Annotated in this window: 17 protein-coding genes; 10 read left to right on the forward strand and 7 right to left on the reverse strand. The window is 67.3% G+C overall.

The annotated features are described in order from the left end of the window. Nucleotides 1–23 precede the first annotated feature (23 nt). Nucleotides 24–878: a DUF2510 domain-containing protein gene (locus MLP_RS27820; RefSeq protein WP_269453412.1), complete on the reverse strand. Its 855-nt coding sequence runs from the start codon at nt 876–878 to the stop codon at nt 24–26. A gap of 146 nt (nt 879–1,024) precedes the next feature. Between MLP_RS27820 and MLP_RS03030 the strand changes: the two genes are divergently transcribed. Further along, nucleotides 1,025–1,744: a class E sortase gene (locus tag MLP_RS03030; protein WP_231851412.1), complete on the forward strand. Its 720-nt coding sequence runs from the start codon at nt 1,025–1,027 to the stop codon at nt 1,742–1,744. A 58-nt stretch (nt 1,745–1,802) separates the two neighbouring features. On the opposite strand, the gene MLP_RS03035 is transcribed toward MLP_RS03030, so the two are convergent. The 3 genes from MLP_RS03035 to MLP_RS03045 form a co-directional block, all read right to left on the reverse strand. Then, nucleotides 1,803–2,195 carry an SHOCT domain-containing protein gene (locus tag MLP_RS03035; protein WP_013861535.1) on the reverse strand — a complete coding sequence of 131 codons (393 nt, stop codon included), beginning with the start codon at nt 2,193–2,195 and terminating at the stop codon, nt 1,803–1,805. A gap of 72 nt (nt 2,196–2,267) precedes the next feature. After that, nucleotides 2,268–2,714: a DUF6325 family protein gene (locus MLP_RS03040; RefSeq protein WP_070100519.1), complete on the reverse strand. Its 447-nt coding sequence runs from the start codon at nt 2,712–2,714 to the stop codon at nt 2,268–2,270. Nucleotides 2,715–2,812: 98 nt separating this feature from the next. Next, complete coding sequence (locus MLP_RS03045) at nt 2,813–4,180, reverse strand: ATP-binding protein (protein WP_013861537.1); 1,368 nt, start codon at nt 4,178–4,180, stop codon at nt 2,813–2,815. 134 nt (nt 4,181–4,314) lie between these two features. Here MLP_RS03045 and pyrE point away from each other — a divergent pair, with 134 nt between their 5' ends. The 4 genes from pyrE (at nt 4,315) to MLP_RS03065 (ending at nt 8,138) form a co-directional block, all read left to right on the forward strand. Further along, entirely contained in the window at nt 4,315–4,935 is a 621-nt protein-coding gene (pyrE, locus tag MLP_RS03050; RefSeq protein WP_013861538.1) for an orotate phosphoribosyltransferase, read from the forward strand. 70 nt (nt 4,936–5,005) lie between these two features. Then, on the forward strand, nt 5,006–6,223 hold the full coding sequence (locus MLP_RS28795; protein ID WP_013861539.1) for a LemA family protein: 1,218 nt from the start codon (nt 5,006–5,008) through the stop codon (nt 6,221–6,223). Then, nucleotides 6,220–7,161: an aldo/keto reductase gene (locus tag MLP_RS03060; RefSeq protein WP_013861540.1), complete on the forward strand. Its 942-nt coding sequence runs from the start codon at nt 6,220–6,222 to the stop codon at nt 7,159–7,161. The genes MLP_RS28795 and MLP_RS03060 overlap by 4 nt, the downstream gene beginning before the upstream one ends. A 65-nt stretch (nt 7,162–7,226) precedes the next feature. Continuing rightward, the gene (locus tag MLP_RS03065) at nt 7,227–8,138 is read left to right on the forward strand and encodes a DUF2510 domain-containing protein (RefSeq protein ID WP_041789664.1); all 912 of its coding nucleotides are present in this window, start codon (nt 7,227–7,229) and stop codon (nt 8,136–8,138) included. A 13-nt stretch (nt 8,139–8,151) separates the two neighbouring features. Here the strand turns inward: MLP_RS03065 and MLP_RS03070 are convergent, their stop codons facing one another. Then, nucleotides 8,152–8,805 carry a DedA family protein gene (locus MLP_RS03070; RefSeq protein WP_172641536.1) on the reverse strand — a complete coding sequence of 218 codons (654 nt, stop codon included), beginning with the start codon at nt 8,803–8,805 and terminating at the stop codon, nt 8,152–8,154. 88 nt (nt 8,806–8,893) lie between these two features. Between MLP_RS03070 and MLP_RS03075 the strand changes: the two genes are divergently transcribed. From MLP_RS03075 to MLP_RS03085, 3 genes are read left to right on the forward strand one after another with little or no spacing between them, the layout of a single operon-like run. After that, nucleotides 8,894–9,526: a TrmH family RNA methyltransferase gene (locus MLP_RS03075; protein WP_197536561.1), complete on the forward strand. Its 633-nt coding sequence runs from the start codon at nt 8,894–8,896 to the stop codon at nt 9,524–9,526. A gap of 42 nt (nt 9,527–9,568) precedes the next feature. Beyond that, nucleotides 9,569–9,823, forward strand: a complete 255-nt coding sequence (locus MLP_RS03080; RefSeq protein WP_013861544.1) for a type II toxin-antitoxin system VapB family antitoxin — start codon at nt 9,569–9,571, stop codon at nt 9,821–9,823. Continuing rightward, nucleotides 9,820–10,221, forward strand: a complete 402-nt coding sequence (locus tag MLP_RS03085) for a type II toxin-antitoxin system VapC family toxin (RefSeq protein WP_013861545.1) — start codon at nt 9,820–9,822, stop codon at nt 10,219–10,221. The genes MLP_RS03080 and MLP_RS03085 overlap by 4 nt, the downstream gene beginning before the upstream one ends. A 142-nt stretch (nt 10,222–10,363) precedes the next feature. Here MLP_RS03085 and MLP_RS27825 read toward each other — a convergent pair whose 3' ends face one another. Next, nucleotides 10,364–10,519, reverse strand: a complete 156-nt coding sequence (locus MLP_RS27825) for a hypothetical protein (RefSeq protein WP_156821007.1) — start codon at nt 10,517–10,519, stop codon at nt 10,364–10,366. A gap of 13 nt (nt 10,520–10,532) precedes the next feature. Next, a complete protein-coding gene (locus tag MLP_RS03090) occupies nt 10,533–11,843 on the reverse strand; it encodes an acyltransferase family protein (protein ID WP_013861546.1) in 1,311 nt (436 codons plus the stop codon). Nucleotides 11,844–12,143: 300 nt separating this feature from the next. On the opposite strand from MLP_RS03090, the gene pulA reads away from it, so the two are divergent. Continuing rightward, the gene (gene pulA, locus MLP_RS03095) at nt 12,144–17,948 is read left to right on the forward strand and encodes a pullulanase-type alpha-1,6-glucosidase (RefSeq protein WP_013861547.1); all 5,805 of its coding nucleotides are present in this window, start codon (nt 12,144–12,146) and stop codon (nt 17,946–17,948) included. Between the two features lie 145 nt (nt 17,949–18,093). After that, a complete protein-coding gene (locus tag MLP_RS03100) occupies nt 18,094–18,828 on the forward strand; it encodes a FadR/GntR family transcriptional regulator (protein ID WP_013861548.1) in 735 nt (244 codons plus the stop codon). The last annotated feature ends 96 nt before the right edge of the window (nt 18,829–18,924 follow it).

An 18,924-nucleotide genomic window follows, 5' to 3' on the forward strand; every position in this document is an offset into this window, starting at 1 on the left:
CGACGAGGGCTCACCCGCCGAGTTCAGTTCACCCGCAGACTCTGCATCGCTCGGCGGGCAGGTTCGTTGTACTGCGGGGCGTTGCCAGGGACGGACGAGGCGAACAAGCCGGCCGTGCCGTTGCCGAGATCGATGATGACCACCGTGAGCAGTTCGTTGGTGGCCTCCAGCTCGGGGATGGCGAAGCTCAGGTCGGACTCCATGATCCAGGCGTCGTGCCCGTCGATCTTCATGGCCTGGCTCTTGGTGTCGTGCCGGGTGACCTCGGCGTCGCCGTAAAAGGTCCCAGTGACGCACCGCAGCACGATCTCGGCGCCGTCCTTCGGGGCGAAGAAGCCGTCTCCGGCCAGTAGTTCGCCGACCATCACCGCGGCACCCCAGTTCAGCTTCGAGGTTCGCTCGGTCTGCACGAACTGCTGCTGCACGTCGCGGCCGAACGGGACGTCGTCGGCGACGGTCGGCTCTCCCCACGGTGCCGGCAGCTTCGGGTAGGAGAGCGGGCCACTGTGGACGCGGCCGTCGTTCGGCTGGGGGGTGGGGGAACTGTCGGCCTCCGGTCTCGGGCAGACGTTGTCGCTCGGCTGGCCACCGGGGACCCCGGGCACTCCGGAGATCACCCCGTCGAGCCCGCGGACGGCCAGCACGATGATCACGACCAACGCGATGGCGGCAGCGATGAGCGCGACCAGCCACCGCCGACCGGAGCCCGCCTTCGGGGTCGCCGGGATTCCGCTGTCTCCAGTGCCGGACGGGTTCGGTTGGTTCGTGCCGGGTCCCGTGGGCTGCGAGGTGACCTGGTTAGTCCAGGTGCTGCCGTCCCAATAGCGATACCGACCCGGCACACCGCCGGGATCGGGATACCAGCCGGCTGCGCTCACCGGCAACACCACCCTCCTCGGTGCGCAGGTGGCTGCGAAGTCGCCGGGCTCATGACTTCGGAGTCTAGGCGCACCAGGTCGTGCTGCCCGCGGCCAGTTTGGGCCAGGAAGCCTGTGGTTTGGTCCGGAGCAGGCACAATGGCTCGGTGGCACAGTCCTTGAAGGATGATCGCGCCGACACCGAGCGGGCGCCGAGCGCTCAGGGCGTGCGCCGGAGGGTGTCGGTGCTGACCGTTGTCGGGACCCTGCTGCTGGTCGCCGGCGTCGGGTGCCTGGGCTGGGTGGCCTGGCAGTATTTCGGCACCAACATCACCTCGGAGAAGGCGTTCCAGCAGGAGACGACCCAGTTGCGCGAGGTCTGGGAGCGGCCGGCCAAGCAGGACGCTGGGTCAGCAGACGGCGAGATCGCCCCGACGGTGATCCCTGGCGACGCGATCGCCCTGCTGCGCATCCCCGCGTTCGGGGAGGACTACGAGGTGCCGATCCTCTCGGGCACGGACTTGTCGATCCTCAACCGCGGGGTCGGTCACTACACCAGCACGGCGTTGCCCGGTGAGATCGGCAACTTCGCCGTCGCCGGGCACCGGGTGACCCACGGCGAGCCGTTCAAGCGCCTGCTGGAACTGAACAAGGGCGACAAGGTCATCGTCGAGACCCGCGACCGGATCTACACCTACGTGATGGACGGTTCGCCGCGGAATCTGACGGTCCAGGACACCGAGACCTGGGTGCTGGACCCAAGCCCACACGAACCCGGCGCGGAGCCGACCAAGGCCGTGATGACACTGACCACCTGTCAGGATCTGTTCCACTCCCCGGATCGCTCCGTCGGCTTCGCCCACCTGGCCAAGACCGCCGACAAGTAACCGTGACGGTCCCTCCCGGGCTCTGCTCCCGGAGGGACCTCAGTGGTGAAGGCGCACCTCAGCCGAGCAGCTTGGCCTTGGCGGCCGCGAACTCCTCCGGGGTGAGCACACCGGCGGCCTGCAGCTGAGCGAGCTGCTGGAGCTGCCCGAGCAGGTCGTCACCGCCGCCCGCGGGTGCGGGTGCGGCCACGGGTGCCGGCGCTGGCGCAGGCGCTTGCTGGGCCGCCACCTGCTGCGCGGCGGCTTGCTGCACAGCGGCGTCGAACCTGGCCTGTTCGGCGGCGGCCTGGGCGTCGGCCTGGGCCTGTGCATCGGCCTGCTGCTGCGCGTACCGGTTCTGCTGGCGATGAGAGATGGCGCCGGCGGTGGCTTGCGCGGTGCCGGCGATGACGGCGGTCCGGGCGGCGGTACCGATCAGACCAGGGCGACCTGCTCGACGACCGAGAGGCATGGCTTTCTCCTTCTACTGAGAGCTAATCGAGAGCTGGACGACGTACGAGTCGATGGAGTCGTACGCCAGGAATCAGGCCGGGACGGACTCTTCGCCGAGACCGGCGAGCTCGGCCACCTCGTTGACCACAGCGGCTGGGATCCGTTCAGCGGCGAGCACGATGGCGCCGGAGCCGAGGACAGCGCCGGCGAGCTGGCGAGCCCAGGTGTTCTCGAGCAGGATGGCAAGTGCTGAGGTGCCGGGCTCCAACTCTGCCACGATGCCGTCGACGTCCTCGTCGCCGATCAGGCCGGTGCTGGTCGCATCGATGACCGTGAGGTCGAACTCGTCGCCGAGGTTCTCGATCTCGATCAGCTGGACACCGCCATCGGCGGACTTCCTGATCAGGGTCAGGTCGAGGAGGGTGATGACCCCGCTGGCCAGGGTGTCGAGCAACGCCTGCCGGACTGCGGCCGGCACGTGATCCTCGGGGAAGGCCACGACATACAGATCCGCCGGGCCGTAACTGTCCACTGTCATCTCATCCACTTTCTTGCTCACACTCGGCCGCCATGGCCGAGACGACTCTATCCCCGCCGATCCAGGTCCCAGCAAGGCTGCTCGGCCCGGATGATGACTCAGGGCATGGGCACCCTGACGTCGATGCCGCCCTCCACGGTCATCCGGGCCGCGATCTTGGTGAGAGTCGGTGCCGGGACGAAACCGCCGGCCAGCAGGGCCTCGCCCTGCCGGAACCGGGCCGACTGGGCGAGCAGTTGGCGCGGCACGAAACCGAAGAGATCGCCCAGGTCAGCGAGGTCCTGGGGAGAGTTCATCCGCATCAAGGTGAGGTTGTCGCATTGCGAGACGATGCCTGCATGGACCTTCGACGGGCGTTGGGTCGACAGCAGCAGCCACAGCCCGTACTTGCGGCCCTCCGCCGCAATCTGGATGATCCGGTCGCGCACCGCGCGCCCGAGCAGTGACTCCAGATCGGGCGAGCACAGATTGTGTGCCTCATCGATCACCAGCAGCAGTGGCCGGCGCTCCTCCCGCCGCTGCCACAGGTCATTCAGCACGCTGAGGGCGATGGCGAGCTGCTCCTCCTGTCGCTCCAGGCTGCCGAGGTCGAGCACGGTGGCCGCGGGTCGCTCGTCGATCACGTCGGTGGCCGCGGTCTCCTCCAGCGCCCAGATGTCCCAGTCGAACAGGCCGATGTTCTCCAGGTGCCGAGCGAGCGCTTGGGCGCTGGGGTCATCCGAGCGGGCCAGCCCGGCTGCCAGCTCTTGCGGGCTCCGGATCGGGCCGGTCGGGGTGAAGCGGACCATGGCGTTGAACTCGTTGCGATGCAGCACCGGGTCCAGGCGCAGCATGGCGCCGCGGGCCGCGGTGTCCATGGTGCGGATCCGAGCTCGCAACGAGTCCGGTCCTGAGCCGTGCCGGAGCACCCGGACGCCACGCGCCGCGATCTGCTCGGCGATCTCTGGCTGGACATGGGGGAGTGTCTCGCCAAAGCGTACGAAGTCGCTGTTCGGATCGAAGATCACCATCGGCAGCCGGGTGTGCAGCAGGATCTGCTCCAGAGCGACACCCAACGCGTACGTCTTGCCCGAGCCGCTTTGCCCACACCAGAAGGTGTGGCGGTTCAATCGCTTGGGGATCAAGCCGACCGGGACGGCAGGGTCGTCGACCAGGTTGCCGACAGTCAGCGAGGCCCCGGCAGAGGTGAAGAAGTCCGCCACCGCGGACGGGTCGCTGCGTCGCGCGGCCCCGGACCGAAAGGGCGCCGGGGTGGTCGGTCCGGGCAGGATCGAGCCGGTCGCGTACGTGGTGGTCTCGGTCACCTCATCGACCGATTCCACATAGCCGAGGTGCTCGGCCCCGGTGCCGTCGGCGATCGTCACGTAGTCGCTGGCGCGCAGGCCCTCGTCGGTGGAGGTCCGTAGTCGGAATGATCGGCCATCCGGTGACGACACGACCGTTGGCGAGGTGGCCTGGTCTTCCATCAGCGACTCCTCATCGACGGCGCTGCTTTGTCGGAGCCCGGCCTGGTGGCCCGATCCCTAGGAGAACCGTGGCACGACGGCTTCTACGCGGCAACAGTGGGTACGACGAAATCGTCCGGCTAGGGTGAGAGCCTGTGAGCCCAGCAGAGAACAGCACAGCAGAGACCAGCCCAGCAGAGAACAGCACCGGCGAGACCAGTGCCGCACAGAGCGATCAGGATCGTGTGTCCCTGATCGAGGCCGTCAAGGATCTGGCCGTGGTGCACGGCACCGTCACCCTGTCCAGCGGCAAGACCGCCGACTACTACGTCGATCTCCGCCGGGTGACGCTGGACGGAGCCGCGGCCCCGGTGGTCGGTCGGGTGATGCGCGAGTTGGTCGCCGACTGGGACTTCGATGCGGTGGGCGGCCTCACCTTGGGGGCTGATCCGGTGGCCACCTCGATGCTGCATGCCGCGGCAGCCGCCGGTGGCCGGCTGGACGCCTTCGTGGTCCGCAAGGCGGAGAAGGCGCACGGACTGCAGCGCCGGATCGAGGGTGCCGAGGTCGCCGGGCGACCGGTGCTCGCCGTGGAGGACACCAGCACCACCGGCGGCTCCGTGCTGACCGCGGTCGAGGCGCTCCGCGAGGCAGGGGCGAACGTGGTCGGGGTCGCGGTGATCGTCGATCGCGGCACCGGTGCCCAGGAGAAGATCGAGGCGGCGGGACTGCCGTACCGGTATGCGCTCTCCCTGGCAGATCTCGATCTGGCGTGAGGATCATCTGCCGGATGGTCCCCGGGGCGCACTAGGGTGAGCAGCACCACCGACTGCTAGGAGCATCCCGATGGGTACAGCCATCACCCTGATCATCGTTCTGTTGGTGATCGTGGCGGTCATCGCGCTGGTCGCGATGAGCGCTTACAACGGCTTTGTGAAGTCCCGGAACCTGATCCAGGAGTCCTGGCGCCAGGTCGATGTCGAGCTCAATCGTCGCTATGAGCTGATCCCGAACCTGGTCGAGACGGTTCGGGCCTATGCCGCGCACGAACGCAACACCTTGGAGGACATCACCCGGCTGCGGAGCCAAGCTCAACAGCTGTCCCAGGCCGAGGGCGGGTTGCCGACCCAGCAGCGTGCCGACGTCGAGGCCGCACTGTCCGGCGCGGTCCGCAATCTGATCGTCAGCGTCGAGGCTTACCCGGACCTCAAGAGCAACACCAACTTCCTCGAGCTGCAGCGTCAGTTGGCCGAGACCGAGGACCGGATCGCCAATGGACGGCGTTACTACAACGCCAATGTGCGGGTCTACAACACCAAGGTCGAGTCGGTGCCGACCAACATCGTTGCGAATATCTTCAAGTTCGAGAAGGCGACCTACTTCGAGGTGAACGACCCGGAGGTCCGGCAGGCACCGAACGTCAGCTTCGGCGAGATCGCCTATCGCGGCGATCCCCAACAGGCTCCGCAGCATCCGCAGCAGGGTCAGTTGCCGCAGCAGGGCTTCGGTCCGGGACACGGCGGTGGAAACGCGCTGCCCAACCCGCCGCAGCAGCAATATGGCCAGCAGCAGTACGCGCCGCCGCCCCAGCAATACCAGCAGCAGCAGTACAACCAGCCGCCGCAGCAGTACGGGCAGGCCCCGCAGCAGCAGTATGGCCAGCCCCAGTATGGCCAGCAGCCTCCGCAGCAGCAGTACGGGCAGCCTCCGCAGCAGCAGTACGGGCAGCCTCCGCAACAGCAGTACGCGCCGCCGCCGTACGGGCAGCAGCCTGGCCAGCAGTACGCGCCGCCGGCCCAGTCCGGCTATGTCCCGCCGAGCTACGGGCAGTCCCCGGCGCAGCCGGCCCAGGGCTATGTCCCGCCGCAGACCGGGCCGCAGTCTGGCCAGCCCACCGCTCAGTCGGCCTCCTCCGCTCAGTCGGCACCGCAATCTCCGGAGTCGGCGCCGCCCTCCTCGCCGGAGTCGGCGCCGCCGAGTTATCAGCCCCCGAGCAGTGGGCAGCCGAGCGAGTCGGGTGACTCAGGTGGATCGCGGGGTTACCAACCGCCGAGCACCACATGATCTACGCCCCGCTCGGGCCATCCGGGCTCGTCGTCTCGACCGTGGGTCTGGGCTGCAACAACTTCGGCGCCCGGATGGCCGACGAGGACGTGCCGGCTGTCGTCCACGCCGCGATCGACGCCGGCGTCACGCTGTTTGACACCGCCGACATCTATGGCAACGCGGGCGGCTCGGAGACCCTGCTCGGCAAGGCGCTGCGGGGCCGGCGGGACCAGGTGGTGGTCGCCACCAAGTTCGGCATGGACATGCGGGGTGCGAACGGACCTGACTGGGGTGCACGCGGTTCGCGCCGCTACATCCGGATCGCGGTCGAGAACAGTCTGCGCCGGCTCGGCACCGACTGGATCGATCTCTACCAGTATCACGAGCCCGATGGGGTCACCCCGATCGAGGAGACGCTCGGTGCGCTGACAGAGCTCGTCACCGAAGGCAAGGTGCGCTATATCGGCTCGTCGAACTTGGCCGGATGGCAGGTCATCGACGCCGACTGGATCGCCAAGTCCAGTGGCTACGAGGCGTTCATCTCGGCGCAGAACGAGTACAGCTGGCTCAATCGGTCGGCCGAGACGGAGCTCGTGCCGGCCCTCGAGCACACCGGGCTCGGGTTGCTGCCGTTCTTCCCGCTCGCTCGGGGACTGCTGACCGGAAAGTATCGCCGCGGCGAGTCGGCGCCGCAGGGCAGCCGGCTGGCTCGCGCAGAGCAGTCCAGCCATCTGAGCGACGCTGCCTTCGACAAGGTCGAGGCGCTCTCCGGCTTCGCCGCCGAGCGGGGGATCACCCTGCTCGACATCGCGATCGGCGGCCTGGCTGCGATGCCCAGCGTCGCCTCGGTGATCGCCGGCGCCACCAAGGTGTCCCAGATCGAGTCCAACGTCGTCGCCGGTCAATGGCAGCCGACACCGGAGGACCTGCAGACCCTGGTCGACCTCACCGCCTGACCGGGAGTTTTGGTCCGCTATCCACACTGGATGTGGTTTTTGCGCCAAAAGTTGGGAGGGCTGAGGTGAGCGCACCGCCCGGCTGGTATCCGGATCCGGCCGGTACGCCCGATCGCTACCGGTTCTGGGACGGTCACGCTTGGGGCCCGCAAACCGCCGACCGCCCGAATGCCGCATTCCCGTCCGCCCAACCACCGGCTTTGTTCCGTGGTGCACCTCAAGCGGGGACCACGGGACAAAACTTCGGTGAGGGCGGGCAGGTCGGCGCCGGGGCGGTGCAGCCGAGGCAGGCCCGCGGCTGGTGGGTGGCCGGAGCCGCTGTGCTGCTGGTTGTCGTCGTGGTCGCTGCATTGGTCGTACGGTCGATCAGCGGTGCCGTATTGGACGGTCCCGAGCCTCCCGGCACGGATCCGACGCCGCAGTCCTGTCCGCGCTCATCGCAGACGGACTCGTCGGTCAGCCCGAGCACCGGTGATCGGGTCCGCAGCGGTCAGCTCTCCTATCCGAGACTTCCCGCGCCTTTCGGCGGACCGATGCCGGACGACCGGACGCCGTTCGCGCACGACGTCCAGACCCAGCATGCGCTGGTCGAGCAGTCCCCGGACGGCGAGACGATCTGGGTCGCGTGGGCATTGATCGCACGGCTGATGGCGGGAGACGGGTTCTATGGCCCGGAGCAGGGCGCCGAGATCGTGGCCGGTTGCGTCGTGGCACTGTTCTACAACAATCACGAGATCCAGCGGAGTGACACCCGACGCGAGGCGATCACGGTGGACGGGCACGAGGCGTACCTGATCGAGTCCCACCTGACCTTCGACATCCCTGGCATCAAGACCAAGGGCGAGACCATGATCGTGGTGGTCATCGACGTGGGCCAGCAGGGCGAGGCCGGGCTGTTCTACGCCACGATCCCGGACACCTCACCACAATTCCTGGCCCCGATCCGCAGCGCGTTCGCCGATCTGCAGGTCGGCTGACGCCGCAGCAGAATCAGCGATCGGCTGAGTTGCTGACCTTCTGCTGCCGGCTCCGGCGCCGGTGCAGCAGATACTCCACGATCATCGGGATGACCGAGACGAACACGATCAGCAGGATCGCGGCCTCGAGGTTGTCGTGGATGATCGGTTGCGTGCCCAGGTAGTAGCCGAGGATCGTGATCCCGCACGCCCAGAGGATGCCGCCGATCGCGGTGTAGGTGATGAACTTGCGGAAGTCCATCTTGCCGACGCCGGCGACCAGGGTGACGAAGGTACGCACGATCGGCACGAACCGGGCCAGGATCAGGGCCCGGTGGCCGTACTTCTCGAAGAAGACGTGGGTCTTGTCGACGTAGGACTGCTTGAAGATCTGGCCCAGGAACCCGGACCGGGGCTTGAACAGTGGGGGACCGATCAGCCGCCCCAACCAGTAGCCGGTCACGTTGCCGAGTACGGCGGCGACGGTCAGCACCACGCAGACGAAGAACAGCGAGTGCTGGATGATTCCGGTCGCGGTCAGCAGTCCGACGGTGAACAGCAGCGAATCGCCGGGCAGGATGGCGAACAGCCCGCATTCGGCGAAGATGACGAAGGCGACCCCCCACAGGGCCCACGGTCCGAAGAAGGCGATCAGCGCCTCAGGGTCCATCCACGACGGCAACAGCATCGGCGTCAGCAGGGCGGCGTCGAGCAAACTCACCAGCCAAAGGATACCGTTCCGGCCTGTGCGAAACCTGAAGAACGACGAGGCGAGCCTGGGTCCGCCACCGGAGGGCCCGGCGGACGCGTACGGGGTGGGTCCGCACCCGCGGCCGTGGCCGGAGGGCCCGCAGTGGGATCCCGACCTGCTGGCCGAGGGCGATCGACGCAATGTCCCCGATGCCTTCCGCTACCGCACCGTCGACTCGATCGTCGCTGAGCTCGACACTCGGCGACATCCGCTACGGGTGGCGATCCAGAACTGGGAGCACGACTTCAACATCGGGTCGATCGTCCGCACAGCCAACGCGTTCAACGTGGCCGGGGTGCACATCCTGGGGCGGCGACGCTGGAACCGGCGCGGCGCGATGGTCACCGATCGATATCTGCACGTCCACCACCACGCCACCGTGGCCGAGTTCGTCGAGGTGATGGCCGCGGAGTCGTACGTGATCGTCGGCGTCGACAACCTGCCTGGCTCGGTGCCGCTGGAGACCGCTCGGCTGCCGGAGAGGGTCTGCCTGGTCTTCGGGTCCGAAGGACCTGGTCTGACCACCGAGCTGGTCGCGGTCTGTCAGCAGTTGGTGGCGATCAGCCAGTACGGCTCGACGCGCTCGCTGAACGCGGGAGCGGCGGCAGCGATCGCGATGTACCACTGGGCGCTCCAGTGGGCGGACCCACCGAGGTGATTCTTCCTAGTTATCTTCTTTTCTGCCTACTATGGTGGATGCATGGCGTTGAACATCAAGGATCCGGAGACCGACCGGTTGGCGCGCGAACTGGCCGCTGCCACGGGTGAGTCGATCACGGTGGCGGCGCGCCGGGCGATTGAGGAACGGCTCGAACGAGTTCGCGCTCGAGCCGACGCCGGTTCGGCAAGCGTCGATCTCGGTGATCTGATCGAACGGGCGCGATCACGCCCTGATCTCGACGTACGTTCGGCTGAGGAGATCCTCGGGTACGGCGACGACGGTCTGCCTCGATGACGGTCGTCGTCGACACATCGGCAGTGCTCGCCGTTCTGCTCGGTGAGCCCGACGCCTCGCGGTATGCCGACGCGCTGTCCCGCAACATCGGGGACCTGCATATGAGTGCGGTCTCGCTCGTGGAGACACGCATCGTGCTGGAGTCTCGCAAGGGGCCCGATGCGGCTGCCGACTTGGAGACTCTCATTGCCAGGGTGTCCATTCGGGTGGAGGCCGTGACGGCTGACCAGGCGGACCGTGCCTGGGGGGCGTGGCGGCGATTCGGGAAGGGTTGCCACCCGGCACGCCTCAACCTCGGTGATTGCTTCTCGTACGCGCTCGTGCGGGCGTTGCGCGGCAACCTTCTTTACAAGGGCGATGACTTCTCTCAGACGGATGTGCCCGCACTGCTGGGTTGACTCCCTGATCGAGAGATCGCGATGTATGAGCGGTCGCGGCAGTGGGCCGGACCTCCGAACCGTTGACCGGTCACCCACTCGACACGTGGGCGTCACCCAACCGTGGTCTGTACGTGGCCGGTGATCACTAATCTCCGCGTTATCAGGTCAGGGGCCCGGCGGAGGAGTCGACGATGGGGCTGGAGTTCAGCGAAGCCTTGACGATGGTGCTGCGGTGGATCTGCGTGGTGGCCTTCGTCGTGGTAGTCGTCGTGTCGGTGGTCGCGTCCGGTGATCGGCTGAGCGATCGGATGGGCATGCGGCGGCGGTATCTACCTAGTGAGCCGGAATGGCTGGAGAACGCCGAAGACCGCCAGACCGGCGACCGGCAGCAGCGGCCAGACCGGGTTCAGCCCAGCAGCCCCCACCATTCCTGAGGACGCGAGCACAGCCAGCCCGGCGCAGACACAGGTCGCCGCTGCGACCGGTCGCCACGCAGCTGGAGCAGGCCGATCGTCTTGTCGCGGGGACTCGAACCGACCGAAGATCAGCACCAGCCCGTACGTGATCACCAGCAGCACCAGCCACCACAGCGGGCGAGCCAGCCACCAGGCCAAGCTCAGCGGCTCGAGCCTCAGTCCGATCCCGCCGAACGCGACCAGCGCGGACGCCAGGCCGACCATTGCGGTGAGGTGCCACAAGAACCAGGTCATGATCCGGGCGTTGAACATGACGGTGACGAACCAGACCCGGGGACGTTGCAGCCAGCGGGTGAGCGGTCGCTCAGCCAGCAGCACCAGCCCTGCTTGCAGCATGCCGAGGAAGGCCATCGTCACCCGGGTCGGGTTGGAGTTGCTGATCTCGTCGGATGCTGCGCTGATCATCGACACCGGGTAGGGGCCGAGCCCGACGAGCAGCAGCAAGCCGACGGCGCCAACCGCGGCCAGCAGCAGTTTGCGGCCCGAAGTGGCGAGCCTCCCGTCCAACCAGGCGTATCCGAACTGGTGGAAGCTCGCCCACACGATCAGGTAGTTGGGATAGCCCGCCAGCTCCGAGCCGGTGCCGATGCTGATCACATCGACCACCCCGGCGAGCACGACACCGACGGCGATCGAGGCCCAGCCGAACCGCTCCCACAGCAGCAGGCAGACCGGTGCCACGGCGATGATCAGCAGGTACGCCGCCAGGAACCAGGTCGGGATCAACGCCATCTGCGAGGCCACTTTGACCCGGTCCGGCGTGACACCGGCCGCGAGCAGCGTCCAGCAGACCGCCAGCCAGACCAGCAGCAGCGGGATGAGCGGGATGCCGAGTCGTCGCAATCTGGCCCGCAGCCAGGCTCCGTATCCGACGCCCTTGCGACGGGCGGACCGCCAGGAGAGCCCGTTGGCGTACCCGCCGACCAGGAAGAACACCGGCATCACTTGGAACACCCAGGTCAACGAATGCGACCAGGGGGCATTGTCGAGGACGCCATGCGGCTGAATCCCCGTCGGGTCGACCGCGACGATCGTCCAGTGACCGAGCACCACCACCGTGATGGCGGCGGCGCGGAGGAAGTCGACGACGCGGTGCCGACTGGCCGGAGTGGCGGCGGATACCTGGGCGGCCCGCCCCGCGAAGACGCCCTTGGTCGTGGTCACTGGATCACTGTGCCTGCTGTCGGGGTCGCGAAGGTGCATCCACACGCGGTCCCGGTCGACTTCCCGGGCGCTGCCTGATGGGCCCGCTCGCGACGATGACGTGCGTTCACCGGCTACGTCGTCGCTCTTCGCGAAGGCGGAGGGACGTACCTTCACTCATCGCTTCTCCGCACGCCGGGCACGTCATCTTCCCGCTCACGGGCCTTGCGCAGTGTCGGTGGTCACATCTACTGTCGTCGCATCGGGGGTATCGGGGGATCCTCCGCGCAGTTGTTCCGTTTGTGACGAAGGAGTCTTTGCATGCGCCGTTCCCCGATTCGTCTCGTTGCCCGCCGGCTGATTCTGCTGGTCAGCCTCGCCTTGGTCGCGACCTTCGGCTTGGTGGTGTTGCCCGCAAGCGTTCCCAACGCCCATGCGGCCGACCGGACCGCCACCCTGGTCGGCAGTCTCCAATCCGAGCTCGGCTGCTCGGCCGACTGGCAGCCCGACTGTGCGGCGACCCGATTGGCGAAGGACCCGGCCGGCACCACCTACAGCAAGGACTTCACGGTGCCGGCGGGGGAGTGGGAATACAAGCTCGCGCTGAACGGTGGCTCGGACGAGAGCTACGGCCCCGACGGCAGCGGGAACAACGGGCCGCTGGTGCTGGCGGGCCAGACCCGGCTCCGGGTGGTCTACGACGACCAGACGCATCTGACCACGATCACCTCGATCGGCCTCGACAACACCGTCACCTCCGATGACCGGCGCCGGGCCGCCGACAGCCTCCGCAGCGACCTGACCAGGGAGCGATTCTACTTTCTGATGGCCGACCGGTTCGCCAACGGGTCGACCGCCAACGATCGCGGCGGCTTGTCCGGCGATCGGCTGGCCACCGGATTCGACCCAACTGACAAGGGCTTCTATCACGGCGGCGACCTCAAGGGACTGACCGAGAAGCTGGACTACGTCAAGGGTCTGGGCACGACCGCGATCTGGCTGACGCCCTCGTTCAAGAACCGACCGGTCCAGGTCAGCGCCAACGACACCAGCGCCGGCTACCACGGCTACTGGATCACCGACTTCACCCAGATCGACCCGCACCTGGGCACCAACGCCGAAATGAAGACACTGATCACCAAGGCGCATGCCAAGGGGATGAAGGTCTTCTTCGACATCATCACCAACCACACCGCCGACGTGATCGACTACAACCCGGCTGAGTACACCTACATCGACAAGGGCACGTCGCCGTACAAGGACGCGAACGGCAAGGAGTTCGACGACAAGACCTACGCCTCCTCGGACGACTTCCCGGCGATGAAGCCGGACAACACCTCGTTCCCGCGGACTCCGGTCTTCCGCACCGAGGCGGACAAGACCGTCAAGGTGCCGGCCTGGCTGAACGACCCGACGATGTACCACAACCGCGGCGACTCCACCTTCTCCGGCGAGAGCTCCGAGTACGGCGACTTCTACGGCCTGGACGACCTGTTCACCGAGAACCACCAGGTGGTCGACGGGATGACGAAGGTCTACCAGACCTGGGCCGACTTCGGCATCGACGGCTTCCGGATCGACACCGTCAAGCACGTGAACCTGGAGTTCTGGCAGCAGTTCTCCCCGGCGGTGCTCGATCACGCCCGGAAGACCGGAAACAAGGACTTCTTCATGTTCGGCGAGGTGTACGACGCAAGTCCCGCCTTCATGAGCACCTACACCACGTCTGGCAAGCTGCAGGCCACCTTGGACTTCGGCTTCCAGAGCGCGGCACAGCAGTACGCGGCAGGCAAGAACGCCACGGTGCTGCGGGACCTGTTCGCCGGTGACGACTACTACACCGACACCGACTCCAACGCCTATCAGCTGCCCACGTTCCTCGGCAATCACGACATGGGCCGGCTGCCCGCCCTGATCGGCTCCGGCTTCACGACGCAGGAGAAGCTGCAGCGGGTCGAGCTGGCCAATCAGCTGATGTTCCTCACCCGTGGCCAGCCGGTCACCTACTACGGCGACGAGCAGGGCTTCATCGGTGCCGGCGGGGACAAGGACTCCCGCCAGGACATGTTCGCCACCAAGACCCAGCAGTACGCCGACGAGGCGAACCTCTACGGCGAGCAGGCCGGCGGCTCGAAGGACCGCTACGGCACCAACACCTCGCTGTATCGGCTGATCAAGGAGCTGTCGGCACTGCGTGCTCAGCATCCGGCGCTGGCCGACGGCGCGCAGATCAGCCGGTACGCCGATGCCGGGCCCGGCATCTACGCCTTCAGCAGGATCGATCGGCGCACCCAGCGGGAATACATCGTGGCGATCAACAACGCCACCGAGGCGAAGACGGCCGACTTCGACACCTACGGCGACTCGACCACCTACCGGCCGCTCTACGGCGCCGACCGTTCGGTGACCTCCCGCGCCGACGGCCGGGTGAAGGTCACGGTGCCCGCGCTGAGCGTCTCGGTCTGGCGGGCCGGCAGCAGGATGGATGCTCCGGCCGCGGCGCCGAAGCTCTACGCCCGTGCCCCGGGCAGCGGTGCCGACTTCACCGGTCGGGCCAAGATCAGCGCAGCCCTCGGTGACGATCAGTTCGCTCAGGTGACCTTCGCCTGGCGGAAGGCCGGCGCGAAAGCGTGGACGACACTCGGCACCGACGACGCCGCGCCGTACGCGATCTACCACGACACCGCGGGCCTACCCAAGGGCGCCCTGGTGGAGTACCGGATGGTCGCCAAGGATCTCCGCGGCCGGTACGCGGTGGCGACCACCTCCGGAGTGGTCGGCGCCAAGGGCACCGACACGGCGGGACCGGGAGACGGCGGCGGGCCGGTCACCCAGCCCGAGTTCGCCTCCATTCCTGGCTCCCACAACTCGGCGATGGGCTGTCCGGGAGACTGGCAGCCGGACTGCGAGCAGGCTCAGCTGACCCGCGACGGGAACGACGACATCTGGAAGTCGACCGTCGACCTCGCCGCCGGCGACTACTCCTACAAGGTGGCGATCAACAAGTCCTGGGACGAGAACTATGGCGCCGGCGGCGTGCCGAATGGGTCCAACATCGACTACACCGCGCCCGGCGGCGAGGTCGGCTTCTACTACGACCACCGCACCAAGAACATCCAGAACACCGCCCAGGGCGATCTGGTGGTCGCGGCCGGCAGCTTCCAGTCCGAGCAAGGGTGCGCCGAGGATTGGGCGCCGTCCTGCATGCGGGCCTGGCTGGGCGATCCCGACGACGACGGTATCTACACCTGGACCGGCAGCGACATCCCCAGCGGGAACTACGAGTTCAAGGTCGCCCTCAATCTGGGCTGGGACGTCAACTACGGTGAGGGCGGTGCGCCCAATGGTCCGAACGTCGCGTTCAATGTGCCGGCTGACGGCCTCAACGTGCAGTTCCGCTACGACTCCACGACCCACGTGCCGAGTGTCGTGGTGAGCGAACCGGCCAGCTCGACCGATCTGAGCAAGGCGAAGGCGTACTGGGTGCAGCCCGGGCTGCTCGCCTGGCCGGCCGACGCGATCCCCGCCGCCGACCAGCCGGGGATGATGCGCTGGCAGCTGCAGGCATCATCGAACGCCGGCATCACCGCCGACAACGAGCACATCCACGCCGACCGGAGCTACGATCTGCGGTTCGACCCCAAGGGGCTGCCGTCGTCGGTGACCACGCAGTTCCCCTACCTGAAGGGCTATCTGGCCCTGCGCTTCGACGGCTCCGACCGGCGGGTCAAGGAACTGCTCAAAGGTCAGGTCGTGATCGGCCAGTACAGCGACGCGTACCGGCTGCGCGACGGCACCGGTGTGCAGACCGCCCTCGTGCTGGACGCGCTCTACGGCAAGCAGGCCAAGAAGCAGCCGTACGGGATCGACTGGCACGGCGATCGAGGCAGCTTCCGGGTCTGGGCGCCGACTGCCCAGCGAGTCTCGTTGCTGCTCTGGCCGGCTGACTCGTCCGCCGATGCTCCGGTCTCAGCGGCCACCCGGGTCGCCATGCGGGAGCAGTCCGACGGATCGTGGACCGCCCGGCCGCCCAAGCAAGTGCGCGGGGCCCGCTATCTGTACGAGATCAGGGCCTATCAGCCGCAAACGCAGAAGATCGAGACCGGTCGGGTCACCGACCCGTATTCGGTGGCGCTGACCCTGGACTCCACCCGCTCGGTGGCGATCGACCTCGACGACCGGCGCTACCAGCCGACCGCCTGGCGCAACTCGGTCAGCCCGGCGCTGCCCCGTGGGGTCGATTCCACCATCTACGAGTTGCACGTCCGCGACTTCTCGGTCAACGACAAGACCGTGCCGGCCGATCACCGGGGCAGCTATCTGGCCTTCGCCGACACCACGAGCGACGGCTGGCGCCACCTGCAGGCGCTCGCCCAGGCCGGGATGAACACCGTCCACCTGCTGCCGACCTTCGACATCGCCTCCATCCCGGAGGACCCGGCCGATCAGAAGACACCGGACTGCGACCTGCGCTCCTATGCCCCGGACGCCACCGATCAGCAGGCCTGTGTGACGGCGGTGGCCGACAAGGATGCGTTCAACTGGGGCTACGACCCGTGGCATTGGATGGCCCCGGAGGGTTCGTACGCCTCCTCGGCGGCCAAGGCCGACGGCGGTGCCCGGGTGGCGGAGTTCCGCACGATGGTCGCCGGGCTGCACGCGGCCGGTCTGCGGGTGGTGCTCGATCAGGTCTACAACCACACGCCGAGCTCGGGCATCGCCAAGACCTCGGTGCTCGACCAGGTGGTGCCCGGCTACTACCAGCGGCTCGACGCCAGCGGTGCGGTGACCACCTCGACCTGCTGCCAGAACGTCGCCACCGAACACACCATGGGCGAGAAGATCATGGTCGACTCGACGGTGCTGTGGGCGAAGCACTACAAGGTCGACGGCTTCCGCTACGACCTGATGGGTCATCACAGCAAGGCGAACCTGCTCGCGGTCCGGTCGGCGCTGGACAAGCTCACGCTGCGCTCCGACGGCGTCGACGGGAAGTCGATCTACGTCTACGGCGAGGGCTGGAACTTCGGCGAGGTCGCCGACAACGCGCGCTTCGTCCAGGCCACCCAGGGCCAGCTCGGCGGCACCGGCATCGGCACGTTCTCCGACCGGCTGCGCGATGCGGTCCGGGGTGGCGGACCGTTCGACGACGACCCGCGCAAGCAGGGCCTGGGCACCGGTCTCGGTACCGACCCGAACGGAACCGACCCCGACGACGCGGCCACCGTCGCCAAGCGGCTGGCCAACTCCACCGACCTGGTTCAGCTCGGGTTGGCCGGCAACCTGCGCGCGTACGAGTTCACCGGCTATGACGGGAAGCGGGTCCGTGGTGACCAGGTGGACTACAACGGCAGTCCGGCCGGCTACGCCGATCAGCCGGACGAGGTCGTCACTTATGTCGACGCGCACGACAACGAGGCGCTGTTCGACGAGCTCGCCTACAAGCTGCCCACGGACACGACCATGGAGCAACGGGTCCGGGCCAATACCGTGGCGCTGTCGTTCACCGCGTTGGCGCAGACGCCCGCGTTCTGGCACGCCGGAACCGACCTGCTGCGCAGCAAGAGCCTGGACCGGAACTCCTACAACTCCGGGGACTGGTTCAACACCCTCGATTGGACCGGCGCGGACAACGGCTTCGGTCACGGCCTGCCGCCCAAGGCCGACAACGAGGCGAAGTGGAAGTATCAGGAGCCGCTGCTGGCCGATCCGGCGCTGAAGCCCTCGGCCGCCGAGGTCGCGACCGCGACAGCCCAGGCTCAGGATCTGCTGCGGCTACGGTTCTCCACGCCGCTGTTCCGGCTCGGGTCTGCCACCGCGATCAAGCAGAAGGTGACGTTCCCGGTCTCGGGGACCGGCGCCGCCCACGACGGTGTGATCGTGATGCGGATCGACGACACAGTGGGTCACAAGACTGATCGCCGGCTGCAGGGAGTTGTGGTCGTGTTCAACACCTCGCCAACCGAGATCGCCCAGCAGGTGCCGGGCCTGACCGGCAATTGGACGCTGTCCCCGGTCCAGGCAGGCGGGTCTGACCCGGTGGTGAAGACCTCGACCTGGGACGCCTCGACGCGGACCTTCACCGTCCCGGGCCGCACCGTGGCTGTCTTCGCACTGCCTCGCTGACGCCCGCGATTTTGTTCCACGGTCCACGCCACACGGGGACCGTGGAACAGAACTCGGTTGGGCTCGGACAGTCGTTACGTGACCGACCAATCCCTGTCACAAGGAAACCCTTGCCAAATTCTCAGGAAGCTGCCAGTCTTGCCACATGGGATACCTGTCTGACAGCCGTACAGGTATGCGTCCCGTGTTTCCCCGGCAATCAGCTGTCGGTTACGTGCTGGACGATCTTCGGGACGCGATCGAGGCAGGCATCATCCGGGTCGGCGATCGGCTGCCGTCGGAGTCGTCGCTCGCAGCCCAGTACTCGGTGAGTCGCTCGGTGATCCGAGAGGTGCTGAGGGCGAGCGCGGCCCTCGGTCTTACCGTCACCCGTACCGGCCGAGGCACGTTCGTGGTGGGCCGACGCCCCCACGAGCTGGTTTTCGGCAACTACTCAGCCGGTGATCTGCTCGAAGTCCGGCCGCACATCGAAGTGCCCGCAGCCGGTCTCGCGGCACTCCGTCGTACCGAGGAGGACCTTGCACACATCCAGGACCTGATCGAGCGGATGGACGCCGAGACAGACCTCAAGGTCTGGAACGGGCTCGACGTCACCTTCCACCTCGCGATCGCCGAGGCATCCAAGAATCCCGTGTTCGCCGAGGTGATCCGATCGATCAGATCGGCGATGTCCATCCAGTCGGCGATGGTGAACGAGCAGTCGCACGGTCGTCGCGCCGAAGGCGATGCCGAACACCGCAGCATCGCCGCAGCCATCGCCCGCGGATCCGCAGGTGAGGCTGAGGACGCCATGCGCTATCACCTGGATCAGGTGGTCGAGATCGTCACCCGGTCACTGACCGTCTCATCCCCGTCGTCCGATCGAATATCGTCCGGCTGATCAACGTCGCTCGACCGACCGTCGCCCTACCGAGTCGAGTTCCCTCAGCCAGCACGATCTGGCCAAACTCCCGGAACTGCAGTTCTCGGTGCGCGC

It is taken from the genome of Microlunatus phosphovorus NM-1, assembly GCF_000270245.1.
GTDB classification, from domain to species: domain Bacteria; phylum Actinomycetota; class Actinomycetes; order Propionibacteriales; family Propionibacteriaceae; genus Microlunatus; species Microlunatus phosphovorus.